We start from the raw sequence: 18,128 nt of genomic DNA, 5'->3' as shown, positions 1-18,128 counted from the left end.
ACCCGTAAGGCTTGGGTCCAGCAGAAACTGCGCCCCGCACCGTATCCCTGCCAGGAACACGCGGTGCGGGGCCAGCCGACACATCCCCTGAACGGAGACCGTCATGTCCCACCGTACGCACCGCCCCGCCCCGAAGCGGCGACGCGCCCGCCACCGTCTTGTCATGGGCCTTGGGCAAGCAGCGCTCTACGCCGCTACCGCCACGTTGGCTGGCGGGCTGGTCCGCGAACTCCTTCACCTGGTCCACATGTCTGTCTCCTCGTGCTGACCTGAGCAACAGGGAGATGTCGCATCCGCGCCAGCCGTGCGCGGCATCTCAGCAGCGTCCGGCTACGGGAACCGACTCGATCGGGCTGTCCACCGCACGCGCCCACGCAAAAGCCCCCGGAATCATGGAATCCGGGGGCCTTCAGCGATGTTGGCGGGCAGGTTAGTTTTCGTCGGTGGAGTCGTCCGTACGACGTCGGCGGGCCGCGTAGAGTGCGCCTCCGCCGGCGCAGATCAGTACTCCGGCGCCGCCGATCATCCACGGGGTGGCGTCCGCGCCGGTGTGCGCGAGCGAGCCCGCGGGGGCGGGGGCAGCGGTGCTCGACGCGATCTCGTCGGTGGTCGGGGTGTCCGTGGCCGAGGCCGACGGAGTCGGGATGTCCTCGTCCTTGCCGGGCTTGTCCGGGGTGGGCCGGTCGCTGGGCTCGTCGCTCGGCTTGTCGGTGGGCTTGTCGGTGGGCTTCTCCGTGGGCAGCGGGGTGGTGGCGGTCTTGACGTTGGTGACGGTCACCGTCACGGGATCGCCCGGCTTGGCCTTGAACGCCTTCGACGGCTTGTAGATCTCGTAGCCGTCGGGCGCCTTGACTTGCTTGACCCAGAAGTCGCTGCTGGTACGGGAATTGAGGGGCAGCTTGCCGCTTGCCGTGCCGTCGGAGCCGGTGGTCAGCGTCAGGAGGGTCTTGTCGCCGCTGCCGATGTTGACCGTGGACCCGGCCAGCAGCTTGCCGGTCTTGTCGTCCTTGGCCTTCAGCAGGAGCAAGGCGTCCTTGAACGGATCCACGATCGTCAGGGGCGTGTCGGCGCCGGGAGTGATGATCACGTCCTGGTCGTCGACAGTGTCGTGCAACGGGCTGCCGCTGGAGGTCTCCTTGAGACGGTAGACCCCGGGAGCGAGGTCCTGCAGGGCGAGCTGTCCCTGGGCGTTGGTCTTGCCGCTGGCGGCCTCCTTCCCCGCGGAGTCAAAGAGAGTGAAGGCCGCCCCGGCGAGGACGTCGCCACCGGGGTCCTTCTTCAGGATGGCCACACCGCCGGACTCCGTCTCGCCGGCGCTCTTCGGAGCCGAGGACGCGGAAGTGGACAGGGTGGAATCGGGGCTCTGGGCCGAGGCAGTCGGCGCCCAGGAAAGGCTGCCGGTCACCGTGGCGGCGACGGCCACAGCAGCTGGAAGGGTGCGAACGGAGCGGATGCGCAAGAAAGGACTCTCCAAGGGAGCATGTGCGGTTTGTGGAGCGGGGTGGTGATTCAGCGGGAGCGGCCAGGCGCCGGACGCGGAGGTGCTGTCGCCGGGGCGGCCGGCGAACGGGAAGGTGCGGTGATCGCGTATCTGCGGGCTGCGGCACGGACGAGCTGCTGTTGCTGCTGTACGGGCAGCTGCTCGATGCCGGACAGGCCCTGCGCGATGGCTAGACCGAAGGGGGAGCCGGCGTCGAGGCCGGCGGCCTGCACGATCTGCGCTGCGGCCTCGGCTTCGACCAGGATGCCGTAGGTGCTGGGGACGCCGAGCATGTGCTCGGCGTGGTCGCGGGCACCGCCGAGGACTTCGGTAAGCGGGACGTCGTCATCGTTCAGACAGTCCTCGACGATGTCGAGGAGGGTCAGCGTCGCGCTGTGCAGCCGGTCACGGAACGCAGGGTCGGTGATCCAGAAGCCGTTCGGGCCCGACGGCGGTGGCGGGCCCGAGACCGCAGCGGTCGGCGGCGGTGGCTGTCGGTGCGAGGGGAACCATCGGGGCGGGGACATCCGGAACTCCGTGGCGAGGTGGGTGGTCAGCGGCTGCGGGGCGAAGACGCGGTGGCGGGTGTGGGCTGGGTGACCGGCCGGGCCGGCGGTCGGGACAAGGCAGGCTCCGGAAACCAGACGTGGGCGTACTGCTCAATCGCGGTGCGCAGCCCCGTGCCGTCCGCGCCGTGCCACGGCGGCTGGCTGCTGTTTGCGTGCCAGTCCCGGATGACGGCGTAGCCGTCGCGGCCGGCCACGAGCCCGCGGGCGGGGTCGCGGCGTTCAAAGGTGCCATGGTCGGCGAAGCGAAGGATCGCGGTGTCGAGGACACCCTGCTCGGGGTGGACGACACGCAGGCGCAGTCCGTCGTACTCGCCGTGGCGGATGGTCGGGGCGAAGTCGATCCGTAGCCGCAGCACCGAGTTCGGCTGCGGGGCTGCGTACAGGGCGTCGCCGACGATGGCGTACTGCTTGAAGGGCATTTCGAGGACGTCATCGAAGAACTGCTGTGCGTGAAGGGGCACATGACCTCACAGGCAAAGGGGGGATCTGGCAGGTCAGCGGCGTGGGCTGGAGGGACCCGCGGGCAAGACCGCCGAAGGAGGCGTCGTGGTGCTCCAGCGCGGGACACTGCGCGTGGTCAGCGCGGGACGCCGTCTCGGCGCGGTGCGGTGGACGTCGAGGGGTGTGGGCACCTGGGGCGGCGGCGGTGTGACGGGCACGAACTGGGCGAAGCCGAGACGGACCTTGTGGTCGGGGGCGTTGAGGTAGGCGTTGCCGAGGTCGTCGTGGGTCAGCTCCCAGCCGAGCTGCATCAAGGGCTCAAGGGCGGGGTCGCCGATGCCGGTGGTGGCGGCCAGGTAGTGGGGGAAGACGTAGACATCGCCGTCGATGCCGAGGTCAGGATCGGTCAATTGGACATCCGGGAGGTCGGGGCGGGCGCTCGGCGCGGCTCTAGGCGGGGGTAACCTGGACGGCCAGGTGCCGGTACGCCTCGGTGGAGCGGGCTTGCGCGTCTGCGGCGCTGGCTCCGGTGGTGATCAGGTAGCCGAGGCGTGCGGTGAACATGTCGCCGCCGTCCTGTGGCAGGACGAGGCGGTCGCCGACTTCGCGCTGGAAGCTGACGCGCTCGACCCAGGGGAAGTCGTAGTCGAGGCGGCGTTCGGTAAGGGTGCCGGAGTAGGCGGGGTAGATCAGCCGGATCGCCGCTGCCCGACTGCATGTCGGAGTGAGGTCGGGAGTCAGTCCGCAGGCGACGTCGGCGGCGGCGCGGGGCAGGTCAACGCCGGTGGCCAGGCTCACGAGGTGGCCGATCATGTCGCCGCCGATACGTGCGTTGACCTCGACCAGGCGCGGGCGTCCGTCCACCAGGCGCATCTCGACGTGCTGGACGCCGTCGGTGATGCCGAGCGCCTTGACGGCTGCCGCGGCGACGGGGGCGACCTGGGCGAGCAGTGGGTCGGCCGCGTCGACGCAGTGGGCGACCTCTTCGAAGAACGGGGGGTCGCCGAGGGTCTTGCGGGTCACGGCGACCGCGGTGGTGTGGCCGCGGTGCGTGACGCACTCGACGCTCACTTCCGGGCCGTCGAGGTACTCCTCCACCAGGACGTGGGTGCTTTCGATGCCCTCGCGCGCTCCCGCCGAGGCGAACTCGAAGCCGGCGGGCAGTTCCTCCGCGCGGTTCACACGGATGACGCCGATGCTGGCGGCGCGGGCAGCGGGCTTGAGGACGATGGGATAGCCGATGGTCTCGGCGGCAAGCGCCGCTTCCAGCAGTGTGCGTGCGGTCATGGAGGAGGCGGAGGGGACTCCGTGGCGGGCGAACAAGGTGCGGGCGGTGGCCTTGTTGCGTGCCGTCTCCATCACCTCCGGGCTGTTTGTGGGCAGGCCGAGCCGGCGTGCGAGGCGGGCGGTCTGGGTGAGGTACCACTCGGTCCACGTCGCCACGCCGGTCAACTGGTGGCGGTCGGCCAGGGCCAGACCGGCCTGGGCGAGCGCCTCGGCGTCGTTGGGGTCGGCGATCTCGAAGTCACTGATGAATTCCCTTTCCCACGTGGGCTCGCCGGGGGTGATCAGCACGATGTTGTAGGAGTCAGCGACGCTTTCGAGACAGTAGCCGCGGTATGCCTGCGCCTCCGGACCGGAGGTCGTCACGACGAGGATGGTGCGAGAGGGCAAGAGAACTCCAAGGTGGTCTGGTTGAGACGTAGTTGTGAGATGGCGCGCGGGAGTTCAGGGGGTGCGGCGGCGGCGCAGCTCGAAGGCGGGGGCCCAGTGGGGGTGGTCCTCGATCAACTTGCGCGCGTACAAAGCGGTGTAGTTGTTGTTGAGGCCGCGCACGCCCTGGGGCAGCCGCCACCGCAGTTCTTCGAAGAGGCCCTTGAGCCCGATACGGGTGACCCCGGCTGCTATCCGCTCGGCAGTCAGCCGCTCCAAGGCCCGGTAGACGTAGGGGTGCTCGGAGTCGTAGGCCAGGAACTGGTCGGTGAGCGTGGGCCGGGAGCCGGCGCGGAACGAGGGGCGAAACACCGGCAGTGCGGCCTGGGTCGCCGTGGCGTCGGTCGTGGGCATCGGATGGATCTCCAAGGTGAACGGTGGGGCGGCCGGCAGGTCAGGCGAGGGAGGTGCGCAAGCCGGGGAGGGTGCGCAGACGCGCGAAGGCGATGAAGAGGCCGAGGGCCTGCAGAACGGCGCAGCCGGTGATCACGTGGCCGAGCAGGGTGGGCGGCACAGCGGCAGTAAGGACTCCGGCCACCGGAAAGGGCAGCAGGAGGACGAGGATCGTCACAGAGAGGGTGCTGCCGAATACCTCGGCCGGGATGAGGTGGGAGCGCAGGGTGCGCAGCACGACGGTCATGCCACCCTCGCTGGCCATGAGCACCGCGATCAGCACGAGGTACGCCGTGTAGGTGTGGGTCAGCGAGACGGCCACGCAGGCGCTGGCGGCGATTGCGGCGCAGAGAGCGCCGACCGGCCACAAACCCCACCGGTCGATGGCGCGACGGCAGACGGCGACCGCTACCAGTGTTGCTGCGGCGGCGACGGACCAGATCACCCCCACGTCCGCGCTGGAGTGTCCGAGCTGTTTGACCACGATCACCGGGGCCGCGGCCTGGAGCAGGCCCGCAGCCAGGTTCGACAAAGTCAGCCCGGTGATCAGCCAGGCCAGCGCGGGAAGGGACTTCAGCGTGATCCAGCCGGTGTGCAGCCCCTTGAGAATGGGCTCCGGAGCGGCAGTCCGCTGCCGCGCGTACTGCCGGGGGGCGAACGCGCAGGCGAGGAGGGAGAAGGCGGCGATCGTGGTCAGCATTCCGGATGCCCCGGCCCGCTCCAGGAGCAGCCCGGCGAGTGCGGGGCCGGCCAAGGTGCCGACCTGGTCGATTCCGAGCAGTACGGACTGCACGCGGTGGGCACGCTCGCCGGCCGCCCGGCTGGCCACACCGCCCGCGGTCTCGGCGGCAATGTAGGAGAACTCAGTGAGCACGCCGGTCAAGGCAGCGAGCGCCATGACGGTGATCGTGGTGCTGAGACCGCCCTGCAGCTCGGGCAGGGCAAGCGAGGCGGCCAGGACGACGACTGCTCGCGTCGCCGAGGCGAGACGGAAGACTCGGGTGGTGCCGTAACGGTCGGTCATCGCCCCGGCGAGGGCGAAAGCGCCGAGGCGCGGGATCCACTCCAGCGCGAACGCAAGGCCGGTCAGCGCAGCGGAGTTCGTGGTCGCGAGCACCAGCAGAGGGATGCCATACGTGGTCATGGCCAGCGCACCGGCATCCATGCTGCGGGGCAGGTAGATGCCGCGCAGCAGGGTGGGGACCGGGCGGCAGGCGTGTCGCGGTCCGATACGGATTCTCACGCAGCGCGCCCGCCTTCCGCCCGCTCCTGGGAGGAGCGGGCGTCGACGTGGTCCAGGGCGCGGGGGTTGGACTGCAACCAGTCGGTCAGGGCTTTCCGCGGCGCCGACGGCTCCGTCGCCGACCCGCTCGGGTGCGGGTCACGGCTGTGCCATTGGAGTGTGTGCTGAACCCGCGTGACGAAGTCGACGGTGGCGGCGGGGAAATGGCGGGCGCGGGCCCAGCGGGCCGCGGTGTCGTAGACCTCGGCGAGGGCCTCGCCGCTTTCGGTGAGCCGGTAGCGGTCGGGGGTCGTTTCGTCGGAGTAGACCAGGTGGAGGGCGCGGGCGGTGTCGATGGCGTGCCGCAGTTGCCCGGGAGTGAGGTCGCCGAAGGCACCTTGCAGGCTGCCGCGCCGGTGGCTGATGGGCCCGTTGTCGTCGATCTCGGTGATCAGGCGTATCAGGCCCGGCAGGGTGAGCGTCCGAATGGCGCGGCGTTCGTGCAGGAGGCTGTCGGGCAGGGCGCGGGTCATCGGCGCGGGCCTCCTGTCGGGGAGACCGGACGGGCGGGTATCTGGTGGGAGAAGAGGTCGCCTGTCTTCCACGCCGGGCTGTCCGGGGCCGTGGTGGTCAGGGCGGGGCCGGCGGACCGTACTGCGGTAGCTGCGGGTGTCGTACGCCGCGACGGGGTGGTCGCCCAGGGGCCGGAACGGTTCTGCGACGGGGCCGGGCCCTGCCCGCGAGGCCGACGGGCATCGGTCTCGGCGGGCGGGCCGGCGGCCCAGGCGGAGATCGCCTGGAAGACGGGGGAAAGTGCCCGACCGCTGGCGGACAGCTGGTAGTAGCCGGAGCCGCCGGCCGTGATGAGGCCGTCGGCGGCCAGGCGCTCCAGCGGCTTGTAGACGGCGGTCAGTCCGTAGCCGGGCATGGCTTCGGTGGCCAGGGTCTTGGCGGTCGCGCTGCCCCTGACCTGCAGGGACCACAGGATCGGGGTGGCGTGCCGCGGCGCGATCAGGGCGAGCGCGTCGTCGATGTTCTGGGCCGGCGGGATCCGCTCGGGCTCCATCTCACCGGTGGTCTTGTTGGAGACCAGGTTCTTCTCCAGATACGTGTCGCCCCAGGACGCGATCGTGGCTAGGACAGGCATCAGCGCAGCACCGCGGCTGGTGAGGCCGTAGGTGACGTGGCGCGGGGCGTACTCCGTGCGCTCGACCACGCCGGCGCTGGTGAGGTGGCGCAGCCGGGGGTGGAGCTGGCCGTCCGCGAGCCACGGGAGCCGGGGCTTGATCTCGGCGTAGCGCAGTGTCTGCGAGGAGAGGGTCATCAGCACCCACACGCTCCAGCGCGGAGCGAGGAGATCCAGGGTCTTGGTGACGCCGGAGAGGTCGTGCGATGCGGAGGGGGGCGGCGCGGTGGTGGCCAAGGAAGGGGCTCCTCAAGCGGGACGAGTGGATCAGCGGGTGCGGGAGGCGGCGGCTGTCGGGGCCGCGGGCACGGGCGGAGCCGGGGGTTGGGTGTCCGGGGCCGTGGCGCGGCGCAGGCCGCCCAGGACGGCGCCGGTGCTCTTGGCGTAGGCGTCGCGGGTGGCGACGGACTCCGCGATGCGGCGGGCGCAGTCGAGGATGTGGCCGGCGTCGAACTGGCCGATCTCCCTGTCGGGGGAGGTGAGTTCGCGCAGGCGTTCCAGCTGGAACGCGATGTTGCGTTCGGCGAAGGCCAGGGCGCTGTGGTTGCCGGTCAGGGCTGCGAGCAGGGTGCTCTCGGGGGCGTCGGTGAGGGCTTCGAGTTCAGCGAGCGGCTGTCCGTACAGCGCCTCGATGCGCTGGGCGATGATCTGGGAATCGGCGTGGGCGGGGTCGTCTGGCTGGGGCAATCGGTGTGGCTTTCAGAGGCGGCGGGCCTGCACCGCCCCGGCTCGGGGTCCGGCCGGGGCGGGTAGCGCTGTGGCGGTGACCTTGGGTCGCGGCCGGGCGCGCGGAACGTTCGGGTGGCTCGGCGGCGGCATGGTGAGGAGCAGCTCGTCGAGGGCGGATCCGTAGAGGTCGCAATTGGTCTCAGCGGCCTCAATCCACTGGTCGTGACGGTGCAAGTCGTCGCTGGACAGCTCGCCCATCTGGCAGTCGGACTCGGCGATGTTGTGCACCCGTTCCAGGTGCTTCTCGGCGACGGCTAGGAAGCTCCGCAGCTCCAGTGCGCACTGGAGTGCGGCATTCGCCTCACCGCAGGCTGACTGCGCGTACAGCGCGTCCACTTCGGCGCCGAACGCTTCCTGCAGTGCCGCATCGCGGCTGGTCGATTTGTCGATGACGCTCACCGTGCTGCCCCTCGCGCTGTCGTGTTCCGCGCGCTGGGCAGCGTGGGCGGGGAGGTGGGCAAGGCCGGTGCAGGGCGGACTGCGGGGGACGCGCCGCGCCACGTACCGGGGCCTCGCTTGCCGGGTGCGTTGGGGTCGAGGAGGTAGTTCACGACCATGGCGCGGCCGTCGCGGGAGGCGACAGCGGAGTTGACCTGGTGGGCCAGCTCCATGACGGGATCGTCGAGTACGTCGGCCGGCTGGGTGCCCAGCGCCTCGACGAGCGCGTCTTCCGCGGTGTCGAGTGCCTGCTGCGTTTCGGCGAGCAGGCCGTGCCAGTGCACGAGGGTGGTGGCCTCGGGGTTGGCCTGCGGTGCCTTCTCAACCGCCCGGCGCAGGTCGGCGAGCGGCATCTGGAATCGGTCCTCGATGCGCTCGGTGAGGACGCTCATCACGTCTTCGCTGGTGTCGGGCACAGCGTGGCTCCCTTCATTTCGAGGATTCCGGTGCAGGAATGGGAAATTGGGCCGCGGCTGATTAGTCCAGGCACATGTAGACGGTCTGGTAGACGTACGTGCCGGACACCCAGCCCGTGACGCCGGTCTTCTTGTCCGTGATGTAGACCCACGAGCAGGTCTTGGTCTTCTTGTGGACGGTGAACTTGTGGGTCCGGTAGAGGACTCCGACGGCGGTCGACTTCGACGACGCCTTCGAGCGGATGGTGACCGCGCTGGTCCCGTGCACCTTGTACGGGTCTGCCTTGTGGCACGAGGCGGAGGCAGCGACGGCGCCCGGAGCTGCGGCGTTGGCGGCCGTAGCGGTAACGGCGGGCAGCGCGAGTGCCGCACAGACCGCTGTGGCAGCGGCAACGCGAGTAATGCGCACGGAGTTTGTCCTAACTGGCGATGGAGAGGGAATGAGGAAATAGCCCCAGGCGGATGCCGCACGGGCTGATAACAAGAGTCCGCAGAATCCCCGGTTTCGGTAACCGGGGATTGCGTGCTATGTTCCGCGCCGCCTCACACGCACCGTGCGGCATTCCGTCGGTTTCGAAGAGAGAAAGGCGGGTGTGCTGAGGGGAGTTCAGCGGCTCGGTCCGCGCGGCGGCGCGGGGCGGGCCCGCACGCCGGTAGCCGCAACAGTGGTGTGCCGGGCCGCAGGTGAGGCTGCGGGCAGCGGCGGCTTGTCGCCCCTCCAGTGCGCTTCCCACCACTGGGTGGCGGCCTCGAACGTCTGGAAGCCGCCTTCGCGCAGCGTGTGTGTCCATGCGTCGCTGTCGACCTCTTCGAGCAGCACGCGGAAGGGCAGCGCCGCCTTCTCGTCGAGGGCCCGCAGCAGCACGGTGGTCTCGATCGGTTCGCTGTCGTACGTGTAGCTGGTGAGCAGCGCGAAGTGGTCGCCGTCACTGCGCAGGCGCTTCTCCAGCGCGCGGGTGGCGTCGTTCGCGGGGGCGGTGCCCATACCGTCGGGCAGGAGGATCTCCTCCTCGGGGCAGCCGCGGGCGACGAGCCAGGACTGTGCCATGGACGGCAGCGGCAGCATCTCGCTGGCGAAACGGAAGGTGCGGGTCACCGGGTCTCGCTTGAGGTGCAGGGCGGCGATCTGGGGTTCCCCCGGGATACCCCAGGTGACGGCCCGGTTGTGCATGACGAAGAAGCTGTGCTCTCCGTCCGCGCTGTGTTGCTCGGCGAGCACGGTCATGTCGTCCTGCTCGATGCCGATGCTCCCCCAGAACTGTTCGGCGACGTTGTTGTTGACGGCTTCGTATCCGTCGAGACGGAAGTCGGGTTCGTAGCTGGGCATCGCGGCTTTCGTTCGATGACGCCTGGGCGCCGTGCGCGTGGCGTGCACGGCGCCGTTCAGCGGCGGGGACGGGAAACAGCTGGAAGGGCCGGTGGCGGAGAGGGCGCGGCACTGGGTGGGCCGGCGCGGCGGGGAGCGGTCAGGGCGGCTCGGCCGGCGTCGGTGAGGGTGACGGGCTGTCCGGCCTGCATCGGTTGCGAGCTGTCGCGCTGCACGAGGCCGTTCGCCTCCAGGCGCTGCAGCTGGGCGTAGGAAATTCGGGTGCGCGTGGGCGTCGCCACGGCCAGCCGGTGGGTGACGAGGTGTTCGTGGAGCTTGGCGCCCTGGGCGATGGCCAGCAGGGCCGCGACGTCCTTGGTCGGGATCTGTCGGGGCACCTGCCGGGGAGCGCCGGCCTCGATCGGCTCCAGCGCCGCGGCTGCCGTGGTCTGCTTCGCATCTCGCAGGCGGGCGGCCTGGGCCAGCTGGTCGAGGGTGCGGTCGATCCGGGCGAACAGTGCCTGGTCCACGGGCAAATCGCTGGAGGCAAGGCGGGCGATCCGGACGCGGTAGAAGCCGACGTCCCGCTCGGCCGCCACGAGGTCGCGGTGAGCATCTGCCAAGGCGGCATGCGGTGCGTCGAGGAGACCGTCGTCGCGGTGCTGCCGCAGCTCCTCGACGCTCCGGCCCACTGCGGTCTCGATCCGGTGATCGAGAGCGGTGCGGGCGGGCCGGTCGGGAGGGGATGAGGTCATGGCGGAGGGATTTCTGGATCCGGAGCAGACGCGTCCAGAGCGACGCGGACCTCGACGTACGCGCCGTCGCGGGTGTGCCGGGCCGGGCCCAGCCTGTCCATGAGGCGGAGCATCGCTGTGTTGGACGCCTGCGTGAACGCGGCGAGGGTGTGCGCTCCGCTCGCGCGGGCGTCGGCCGATGCCTGCCAGGCAAGGGCCGTGCCGATGCCCTGACGGTGCCGGTCGTCGGCGACTTGCAGTCCCAGGTCGGCGACGCCTGGCTCCCGGCTGACGGGCCCGACGCAGACGAGGGCCAGTGGCCGCCCGTCGGCGCCGAGCCCGATCCAGCATCTGGCCTGGTCGAGTAGTCGTGTCAGGTCACGAGGCAGGAGGCGAGTTCGGCCCCAGCGGCGCAGCAGGTTCGCCTCGGAGCACTGCGCGTGGAAGGCGGCGACCAGGTCCCAGTCCGCCGCCGTCACCAGGCGGGTCTGCGCAAGGGCGGGGGGCGTCAGCAGGGTCAGTCCGCGAGGGCGGCCAGCAGGTCCGCGCGCCGGAACGCCCGGTAGCGACTGCCGTCGGCCGCCCGCGGCCTGTGGGACTGGACTCCGTAGGTGCGCCGCAGGATCAAGGACAGCCGCAACGCGTTGAGGTCGGCGTAGCGCCAGCGCGTATCGGCGTGGCCGGGCAGTTCACGCAGGCGCTCGACCAGCTCCGCGGAGCTGACGTACTCCGGGGAGCCGTGGGCGTCGAAGACATCGAGGCAGGCGTGGACGATGGTCTGCGGGCGGCTGGGACAGGACAGGAAGTCCTCGACCGCCTCCTCGTGGAGGTCGTCGAATTCGTCCATGCCCTCCAGGTCCTCGAAGTCGTCGAAGCCCTCGAAGTCCGGGTCGAAGTCGGGCTCGTCGTCCTCCGCCGGGTCGTACTCGCCCGGCGGGTCGGGCTCGAACGCGGCGGCGCAGCAGCAGGAGGTGGACAGCAGTGCGCTCAGCTCGGCCCCCGCTGCCATGCGCTCGACGAGCAGGTCGGTCAGCGTGTCCAGCTGCTCGCCGGCGCTGACCCCGGGCAGGTCGGCGGCGGCCAGCTCGGCGAGCTGCCGGTCGAGTTCCTGGATCTCGACGAACACGTTGAGGATGGCGCGGTGCTGCGGGTTCTCGGTGACCTCGGCCGGCGCCAGTACGGCGGCGGCGATCTGGTCGATCAGGGTGGGGAACTGCGTCAACGAACAGGGCCCTTCAGGGGTGGGGAGGCGGGTCGGGGAAGGCCGGGCACCGCATAGGGCGGTGGACCGGGCTTGGGTACGGGCTGCCGCGTGGTCAGCTGCGGTGAGCGGGTGCGAGCGGCATGGGGGCGCTCTCCGAGCGGGCGCCGCCTGATGCCCAGGCGGGCACGGGCGGTGTCGTACACGTCGTGGGCCTCGCGCGGACGTACGGCCACGACGTGGATCTCGGTGGTGTGCGTGGAATTCGCGGGCGCCGGCCGCTGGGCGTAGACGATGCGCCAGGCGTTGCGGTGATCGACGTAGACCTTGCGGCATCCGACGAGATCGCGAGTGAGCTTGGTGCCGAAGAGGCGTGCGTCGACCACGTCCTGGAGCTGGGCGAGGGCCAGGTCCCGGATGTCGCTGGGGGCTTGGAGCAGGTCGGTCAGGGCGCGGGGGTCGAAGGAGAGGCCGAAGGCCGGCCGGTCCTCGCGGCCCGTCATCCGTCGGCCTGGCCGAGTTCGCTGTTCTCCTCGGGCTCCTCGGGCTCCTCGGTCGTGTTGGTGGTCCGGTTCGAAGGCGGCGGGCCGGGCAGCAGGCGGTGCGCGGGCCGGTCCGGGTCGGTCATGCACGCGGACAGCGGACCGCCGGCCGCCCGCACGGTGGCCATGGCGTGGGTGAGGAAGTCCCGGTGCCAGACGAACAGACCGGCTGGCCCCGCCTCCGGGTCCTTGTGCTGCTGGTAAGCGAGCCATAGTGCGTGGAGCCAGGCGACGACATCGGCGTGTTCCTGCCACTGCTCGCACCACGGGGCGGCGGTCGTGACCTCCGCCCCGTAGACCCGGACGAGGAAGTCATCCACCCAGTCGGACAAGGAGTCCAGTTCGTCTTCGTACTCCTCGCCCTCCAGCTCAAGGATCGGGCGGGGCTCGGGCGGGGCTGCCGGAGACGGCAGGCCCGCGAACCCCGACATGCCCGGCATCCCGAAGGCGCCGAACGGCGAGTCCGCAGGCGGTGGCGCGGAGGCGAGGCTGTCGAGCTGGCGGGCCTGCTCCGCGGACTGGTCCAGCAGTTTGCGGACGCTCGCCTCGATGCTTTCCAGGTCGGAGTCCGGAAGCCGGACCGGTTCCATCTCCCCGTCGTCCGGGGGGTTTATGGATTCAGGCACGAAAAAGGGCCTCCTTGAGCCGCAGCCATAGGGCGTGAATTACGGCTCCTACCATCCGGAGAATCCCCGGTTTCGGTAACCGGGACTTGGCTGCTATAACTCTGCGCGCGGCACGAGCGGGCACATGCAGAGCGCGCTCCGAGCTGCGCCGCCCGAGCAGAAGACGCCTCAGACCGTGAGAGTCAAGTCGTCCTGGGTAAGGGTCTTTTGCTGCGCCTCGGTGAGCCGGTCGGCAGCGATCTCGGCATAGGTCTTGCTCTTCTCGACACCGATGAAATCGCGGCCCTCCAGCAGGGCCGCGACGCCGGTCGAGCCGGATCCGCAGGTGAAGTCGAGCACCGTGCCTCCCGGCGGAGCGATTTGCACCAGCTCACGCATGACGGAGACGGGCTTCTGTGTGATGTGCTGCCGAGCCTTACCGCTGGGCTGCGAGGCACTGTAGAGGCCAGGCAGGTAGACGGGGTTGCGGGCTGCGTCGATCTGCCCGTTGCTGGCCCAGATGATGAATTCGCAGTTCTGGGTGAAGCGTCCCTTCTGCGGCCTGGCCTGCGGCTTGTGCCAGGCGAGCACGCCGCGCCAGAGCCATCCGGCGGCCTGGATGGCATCCGTGGTGATGGGCAGCTGCCGCCAGTCGGTGAACAGCAGCGCCGTGCCGCCGACCTTGGTGAGCCGGTGCGCCTCGGTCATGATCTGGGTCAGCCAGAAGCCGTAGCTCCTCTGGTCCATGTTCTCGCCTGTGAAGTCCGGCAGCTCGTGCCCGGCGTCGGCGGAGGTGTACTTCTGCTTCGCGGACCGGGAGGTCCTCTCCTTCGCCGTCCGCCCGCCGCTGTTGTACGGCGGGTCGGTGATCACGGAGTCGACGCAGTTGTCCGGCAGCTCGGCGAGGACGCCGAGTGCGTCGCCCTGGTGCAGGGAAAAAGGCAAAGAGATACCCCAATTCGGTTCGGGTGGGGGGATAGACGCTCCGGCTCGCCTGGATGAGACCCGTTGAACTGAATGCGGGCAGGAAGGCTCCGCGGTCCGCGCAGCGGGGAGGCGAGGGGAGGAGCCAAAACTGTAGGGCACGATCCCCGGTTGAGGGCTATCGACGCCGAAAACCCCGAGACAGGGCCTCGATCAGAGGCGATTTCGGCAACCGGGGATCCGCCCTTACTGTTTTGGAACTGCCCGACGAACACCGTCGATGGCACATCCCCGTCCCTGCCTTCACGGAGATTTCCCATGTCCTGGCACACCTGACCCGACGCCCCGTGCCGGTGCGAGCGGCAACTCGCACCCGTGCACCCGGGCCCCGATCTACCCACCACCCCGGCCGTCGCGCCCTTTCCTCAACGACGCACGCGCCGCCGGGACTTCACCAAGGAACTCGCTTGTGACATCGCTCTACCCTCCCCTGCCCGCTCCCCGTGACCGTCTGCCGGGAGGCAGGCCGGATTGAAGGGCATAGCCGCCGGCCTCGGCGTCGTCGTCCTCACCCCGCTTCTGCTCTCTGGCACCGCCATGGTGATGGCGTCCTCCAGCGAAGCCGCGACCACCGCTTCGTTCAGCGGATGCCTGACCGGCCTCGACACCGCCGAGGTGACCAAGGAGGTCACCAAACTCCTCGACGGTGCCTCCGGTAAGGACATCCACATCCAGGGCCTGGACCTTCCGGCCGAGCAGATCCCCAACGCACAGACCATCGTGGCCACCGGTCTGAGCCTCGACGTGCCCAAGAAGGGCCAGATCGTCGCCATCGCCACCGCGATGCAGGAGTCGCGGCTGCGCAACCTCAACTCCGGAGACCGGGACAGCCTCGGCCTCTTCCAGCAGCGCCCCAGCCAGGGGTGGGGCACCGCGCAGCAGATCCGTGACCCGGTGTACGCGTCCGAGCAGTTCTACAAGCATCTGCTCAAGGTCGACGGCTGGCAGCAGATGAAGGTCACCCAGGCCGCGCAGGCCGTGCAGCGGTCCGGTTACCCGGACGCGTACGCGCAGTGGGAGGACCTCGCCACCGCGTTGCAGAAGGCCATCGCCACCACGTTCCCCAACGCCGGCAAGGACGAGCCCGTCAAGGGCAAGGACAAGGAGTCCGCGTCCAGCACCGACACCTGCAAACCCGACAAGGACGGCACGTCCTTCGGACGGATCCCCGAGGGCAAAGTCCCGAAGGGATACAAGATCCCCAAGGACGCCGATCCCAAGGCACGCGCAGCCATCGAGTGGGCCATGCACCAGCTCGGCACGCTCTACCAGTGGGGCGGGTCGTGCACCGACTCCCACGGCCCTGACCCGATGAAGCGCTGCGACTGCAGCTCGCTGATGCAGCAGGCGTACGCGCACGCCGACGTGAAGCTCACCCGCACCACGTACACGCAGGTCAACGAGGGCAAAGCCGTCTCGGCAAAGAACCTCAAGCCCGGAGACCTGATCTTCAGCCGCGGCACCGCCGCCCGGCCTGAGCATGTCGGGATGTACATGGGCGAGGGCCTCGTCATCGAGGCACCACGCACATCAAAGCCCACCCGGATCGCTCCGATCAAGGACTGGGACATCCTCGCCGCGCGCCGCGTCCTCTGACGCCGCACGCCGCCCGGACACCACCCGGGCGGCCCCGCCGGGCCTACCTCTCGCGCCCCGCGCGCCACTCCCCCCTTCGCTCATCTCTCTCGCCGGCCCCTGCCCGGCCCGCGTACGCAAGGAGCCCTGCCACACCCATGCCCATACCTCTTGCAGACCGCGCCGTCGTCTTCCTCGCCTACGACCCAGGCATCTCCCCCAAGGGCGGCGGCCTGCCCGGCCTGGCCGTGCTGAAGAACGTCGTCAACAGCATCAACATGTTCGGGATCATCGCCGTCGTGGGCGCGTTGGCCGTGTCCCTCGGCGTATGGGCCTGGGGCCACCACACTGGCGGCCACCAGGCCGAAGCCAACGGCAAAAAGGGCGCCGTCGTAGCCGCGGGCGCCGCGCTCGGCCTCGGCGCCGCTAACGGCATCGTGGCCTTCTTCTCCAGCCTGGGGTCGCAGGTCCACTGATGCAGAAACGATTCCCCTCCCTGTCCGGGTACGGCGTGACCTGGTCGGCCAACAAGCGCGTCGCGATCGTCGCCCTGGTCATCACCGCGCTGCTCATCATCGCCGCCACCACCGCCTGGTTCACCGGCCGCGGCGAGCACGACCAGAGCACCGGCGCACCGTCCCCGTCGAGCAGTTCCTCACCCTCCGAGGCCGCCCCGAAGCCCGCGGCCGGGTCGGGTTCGGTTCCCAAGCCACCGCAGATCAGCGAACCGGTCGCCTTCGCCAAGGCGGCAGCGGCGATGCTCTGGTCGTACGACACCCGCGACACCGACCGTGACCAGCAGCTCGCGGGCATGGGCGCGTGGATGACCAAGGAGGCCAAGTACGCCGACTGGGCGTCGGTCTCCGGCCAGGTGCCCGACCCGCTGCTGTGGTCACGCATGGCCGACCAGAACCAGCACGCCACCGGCACGGTCACCGAAGGCCACTACCCCGGCGCGTTCAAGCAGGCACTCGCAGAGGACCCCTCCGCGATCACTGAGGCGTACATCTACGTGGTCACCGTCAACGGGCGGCAGCAGATCGAGTGGAAGAAGGGCGGCGGCGGAGCCGAGGAGCGCGCCGTGACCCTCGCCGTGCAGTGCCGGCCCAGCCACGACTGCCGCCTGGCCGCCATCGCCCCCAGCGTCACGCAGTGACCCACCCCGCCGATAAGTAAGGAGGCCAACTTCTTTTGGGTTTCTGCGACTTCCCTCTCGCGGACAAACTGTGCGCCGTCGGCGAAGCCGTCGACTTCGCGAGCGATCCCATCAAAGCTGTCGGCGACTGGATGGCCAAGAGCGTCGGCGAACTCGCCGCCGCGGCAGCCGACCTGGCAGCCGAGGCCGTCAACCGCACTACCAAGGTCGACCTGCGGGCCGGATGGTTCGTCGACAACTACGAGATGCTGCTGCCGATCGGCCTGATCATCCTGGTCGGGACATTCTGCGCGCAGCTCATCCGGGCCGCCGTCAAACGCGACGGACAGGCCCTTGCCCAGGCATTCACCGGCACCATGTCCGGCGTCCTGTTCGCCTTCTGCGCCATCGCCCTGACCACGGTCGCCATCGAAGTCGTCGACGCCCTGTCCGACGGCCTGTTCGCCTCATCGCACCTGAACATCGAAACAGCCGTCCGCCGCATCGTGAAGGTGTCCCAGATCGGAGCCCTGTCCGGCCTGGGCTGGCTGGTCCCGACGTTCGCCGGACTCGGCGCCGCCTGCGGAGCCTTCCTCTACTGGTGCGTCATGATGGTCAGAAAAGTGGGCATTCTGGTCATGGTCACGCTCGCAGTCTTCGCCGGCGCGGGTGGCGGCTGGGAAGTCGCCCGCCGGTGGCGCCGCGGCTGGATCGAAGCCACGGCCACCCTCGTCGTCAGCAAACTGCTGATGACCATCATCTTCGTGCTCGGCATCGCCGCCATGGGCAAGACCGAAGCCAAGGACGGCCTCGGAGCGCTCGCCGACGTCATGGCGGGCATCGTGATCATGGTTCTGGTCCTCCTCTGCCCGTACGCCACGTTCAAATTTGTGCACTGGGCGGCCGAGGGCACGGACGGAGAATCGATTCACCGCGCTGGTGGCGCCGGCGCGCAGCTCGCCCGGCAGCACGCCGAGAAGGCCGGCCGCAAGGCCGCTGCCGCTGCGGCCACCGCCGGAACGGGCGGCGCGGCAGCAGGAGCGGGAGCGGGCGGCGCCCCGCAGGGCCCGGATGCCGCCGGAGGCGGCGGGTTCCCGGGCGATATCGCCGCCAACCCCACCGGAGGCGACAGCGGCAAGGAAGGCCAAGGCTCGCAGGGTTCTTCCGGGGCCGAAGGGCTCAAGAACGGCCTGGAGAAGGCCGTCCAGCCGCCCCCGACCAGTCCCAGCGACGACACAAGCGGTCAGGTAGGCGGTGCCCCCGGAGGGGGCGGCGGTTCCGGATCGCCCTCCGGGGGAAGCAGTGGCTTCATGTCGCAGCCCGGCGCCGGAGCGTCCTCGCCCCCGCCCCAGGGCGCTCCACCGGCACCGGACTCAGGCAGTACCTCCAGCGGGGCCGGCGCGCCGCCGCCCCCGCCCGCCGGCCTGTAGCCCCTGCCCGACTCCGGGGCGGCACGCGC

The 18,128-nt window shown here is 70.0% G+C and carries 24 protein-coding genes; 4 read left to right on the top strand and 20 right to left on the bottom strand.

What is annotated here, in order from left to right; all coding sequences use genetic code 11:
* Window positions 1-430: 430 nt before the first annotated feature.
* The 20 genes from ACGFZA_RS09915 to ACGFZA_RS09820 all read right to left on the bottom strand — a co-directional run bounded on the left by ACGFZA_RS09915 (window position 431) and on the right by ACGFZA_RS09820 (window position 13,920).
* Window positions 431-1,459, bottom strand: coding sequence for a SpaA isopeptide-forming pilin-related protein (locus ACGFZA_RS09915; RefSeq protein WP_393678575.1), 1,029 nt, complete (start codon window positions 1,457-1,459; stop codon window positions 431-433).
* Window positions 1,460-1,509: 50 nt separating this feature from the next.
* The gene (locus ACGFZA_RS09910) at window positions 1,510-2,007 is read right to left on the bottom strand and encodes a hypothetical protein (RefSeq protein WP_393678574.1); all 498 of its coding nucleotides are present in this window, start codon (window positions 2,005-2,007) and stop codon (window positions 1,510-1,512) included.
* Window positions 2,008-2,033: 26 nt separating this feature from the next.
* Window positions 2,034-2,510, bottom strand: a complete 477-nt coding sequence (locus ACGFZA_RS09905; protein WP_393678573.1) for a hypothetical protein — start codon at window positions 2,508-2,510, stop codon at window positions 2,034-2,036.
* A 33-nt stretch (window positions 2,511-2,543) separates the two neighbouring features.
* Window positions 2,544-2,900, bottom strand: a complete 357-nt coding sequence (locus ACGFZA_RS09900; protein ID WP_393678572.1) for a hypothetical protein — start codon at window positions 2,898-2,900, stop codon at window positions 2,544-2,546.
* A gap of 40 nt (window positions 2,901-2,940) precedes the next feature.
* Window positions 2,941-4,164: an ATP-grasp domain-containing protein gene (locus ACGFZA_RS09895; RefSeq protein ID WP_393678571.1), complete on the bottom strand. Its 1,224-nt coding sequence runs from the start codon at window positions 4,162-4,164 to the stop codon at window positions 2,941-2,943.
* Between the two features lie 54 nt (window positions 4,165-4,218).
* Window positions 4,219-4,557: a hypothetical protein gene (locus ACGFZA_RS09890; protein WP_329539243.1), complete on the bottom strand. Its 339-nt coding sequence runs from the start codon at window positions 4,555-4,557 to the stop codon at window positions 4,219-4,221.
* A 40-nt stretch (window positions 4,558-4,597) separates the two neighbouring features.
* Entirely contained in the window at window positions 4,598-5,839 is a 1,242-nt protein-coding gene (locus ACGFZA_RS09885; RefSeq protein ID WP_393678570.1) for an MFS transporter, read from the bottom strand.
* A complete protein-coding gene (locus ACGFZA_RS09880; protein ID WP_393678569.1) occupies window positions 5,836-6,351 on the bottom strand; it encodes a hypothetical protein in 516 nt (171 codons plus the stop codon). Before ACGFZA_RS09880 ends, ACGFZA_RS09885 begins: the two co-directional genes overlap by 4 nt.
* Window positions 6,348-7,241: a winged helix-turn-helix transcriptional regulator gene (locus tag ACGFZA_RS09875; RefSeq protein WP_393678568.1), complete on the bottom strand. Its 894-nt coding sequence runs from the start codon at window positions 7,239-7,241 to the stop codon at window positions 6,348-6,350. Before ACGFZA_RS09875 ends, ACGFZA_RS09880 begins: the two co-directional genes overlap by 4 nt.
* A gap of 30 nt (window positions 7,242-7,271) precedes the next feature.
* The gene (locus ACGFZA_RS09870) at window positions 7,272-7,691 is read right to left on the bottom strand and encodes a hypothetical protein (RefSeq protein ID WP_330830012.1); all 420 of its coding nucleotides are present in this window, start codon (window positions 7,689-7,691) and stop codon (window positions 7,272-7,274) included.
* A gap of 12 nt (window positions 7,692-7,703) precedes the next feature.
* Window positions 7,704-8,132: a hypothetical protein gene (locus ACGFZA_RS09865; protein WP_393678567.1), complete on the bottom strand. Its 429-nt coding sequence runs from the start codon at window positions 8,130-8,132 to the stop codon at window positions 7,704-7,706.
* The gene (locus ACGFZA_RS09860) at window positions 8,129-8,587 is read right to left on the bottom strand and encodes a hypothetical protein (protein ID WP_393678566.1); all 459 of its coding nucleotides are present in this window, start codon (window positions 8,585-8,587) and stop codon (window positions 8,129-8,131) included. Before ACGFZA_RS09860 ends, ACGFZA_RS09865 begins: the two co-directional genes overlap by 4 nt.
* Before the next feature lie 61 nt (window positions 8,588-8,648).
* A complete protein-coding gene (locus ACGFZA_RS09855; protein WP_393678565.1) occupies window positions 8,649-8,996 on the bottom strand; it encodes an SH3 domain-containing protein in 348 nt (115 codons plus the stop codon).
* A gap of 198 nt (window positions 8,997-9,194) precedes the next feature.
* Window positions 9,195-9,914, bottom strand: a complete 720-nt coding sequence (locus ACGFZA_RS09850; RefSeq protein WP_330830008.1) for a hypothetical protein — start codon at window positions 9,912-9,914, stop codon at window positions 9,195-9,197.
* Between the two features lie 56 nt (window positions 9,915-9,970).
* The gene (locus tag ACGFZA_RS09845; protein WP_393678564.1) at window positions 9,971-10,648 is read right to left on the bottom strand and encodes a hypothetical protein; all 678 of its coding nucleotides are present in this window, start codon (window positions 10,646-10,648) and stop codon (window positions 9,971-9,973) included.
* The gene (locus ACGFZA_RS09840; protein WP_330830006.1) at window positions 10,645-11,106 is read right to left on the bottom strand and encodes a GNAT family N-acetyltransferase; all 462 of its coding nucleotides are present in this window, start codon (window positions 11,104-11,106) and stop codon (window positions 10,645-10,647) included. Before ACGFZA_RS09840 ends, ACGFZA_RS09845 begins: the two co-directional genes overlap by 4 nt.
* Window positions 11,107-11,144: 38 nt before the next feature.
* The gene (locus ACGFZA_RS09835; protein ID WP_393678563.1) at window positions 11,145-11,849 is read right to left on the bottom strand and encodes a DUF3631 domain-containing protein; all 705 of its coding nucleotides are present in this window, start codon (window positions 11,847-11,849) and stop codon (window positions 11,145-11,147) included.
* On the bottom strand, window positions 11,846-12,331 hold the full coding sequence (locus ACGFZA_RS09830) for a hypothetical protein (RefSeq protein ID WP_097921513.1): 486 nt from the start codon (window positions 12,329-12,331) through the stop codon (window positions 11,846-11,848). Before ACGFZA_RS09830 ends, ACGFZA_RS09835 begins: the two co-directional genes overlap by 4 nt.
* Window positions 12,328-12,960, bottom strand: a complete 633-nt coding sequence (locus ACGFZA_RS09825; protein ID WP_330830371.1) for a DUF4913 domain-containing protein — start codon at window positions 12,958-12,960, stop codon at window positions 12,328-12,330. The genes ACGFZA_RS09830 and ACGFZA_RS09825 overlap by 4 nt, the downstream gene beginning before the upstream one ends.
* A 204-nt stretch (window positions 12,961-13,164) precedes the next feature.
* Complete coding sequence (locus ACGFZA_RS09820) at window positions 13,165-13,920, bottom strand: DNA-methyltransferase (protein WP_393678562.1); 756 nt, start codon at window positions 13,918-13,920, stop codon at window positions 13,165-13,167.
* A gap of 510 nt (window positions 13,921-14,430) precedes the next feature.
* Between ACGFZA_RS09820 and ACGFZA_RS09815 the strand changes: the two genes are divergently transcribed.
* The 4 genes from ACGFZA_RS09815 to ACGFZA_RS09800 all read left to right on the top strand — a co-directional run bounded on the left by ACGFZA_RS09815 (window position 14,431) and on the right by ACGFZA_RS09800 (window position 18,099).
* Window positions 14,431-15,555 (top strand): C40 family peptidase, encoded by a 1,125-nt coding sequence (locus tag ACGFZA_RS09815; protein ID WP_330830002.1) that lies wholly within the window; start codon window positions 14,431-14,433, stop codon window positions 15,553-15,555.
* A 137-nt stretch (window positions 15,556-15,692) separates the two neighbouring features.
* The gene (locus tag ACGFZA_RS09810) at window positions 15,693-16,010 is read left to right on the top strand and encodes a DUF6112 family protein (RefSeq protein WP_053928743.1); all 318 of its coding nucleotides are present in this window, start codon (window positions 15,693-15,695) and stop codon (window positions 16,008-16,010) included.
* Window positions 16,010-16,690, top strand: a complete 681-nt coding sequence (locus ACGFZA_RS09805; protein WP_267080742.1) for a hypothetical protein — start codon at window positions 16,010-16,012, stop codon at window positions 16,688-16,690. Before ACGFZA_RS09810 ends, ACGFZA_RS09805 begins: the two co-directional genes overlap by 1 nt.
* A 35-nt stretch (window positions 16,691-16,725) precedes the next feature.
* Complete coding sequence (locus ACGFZA_RS09800; RefSeq protein WP_393678561.1) at window positions 16,726-18,099, top strand: ATP-binding protein; 1,374 nt, start codon at window positions 16,726-16,728, stop codon at window positions 18,097-18,099.
* Window positions 18,100-18,128 lie beyond the last annotated feature (29 nt).

The organism is Streptomyces sp. NPDC048211, assembly GCF_043202315.1.
GTDB lineage: Bacteria > Actinomycetota > Actinomycetes > Streptomycetales > Streptomycetaceae > Streptomyces.
This window is presented reverse-complemented; position numbering and strand designations above follow the sequence as displayed.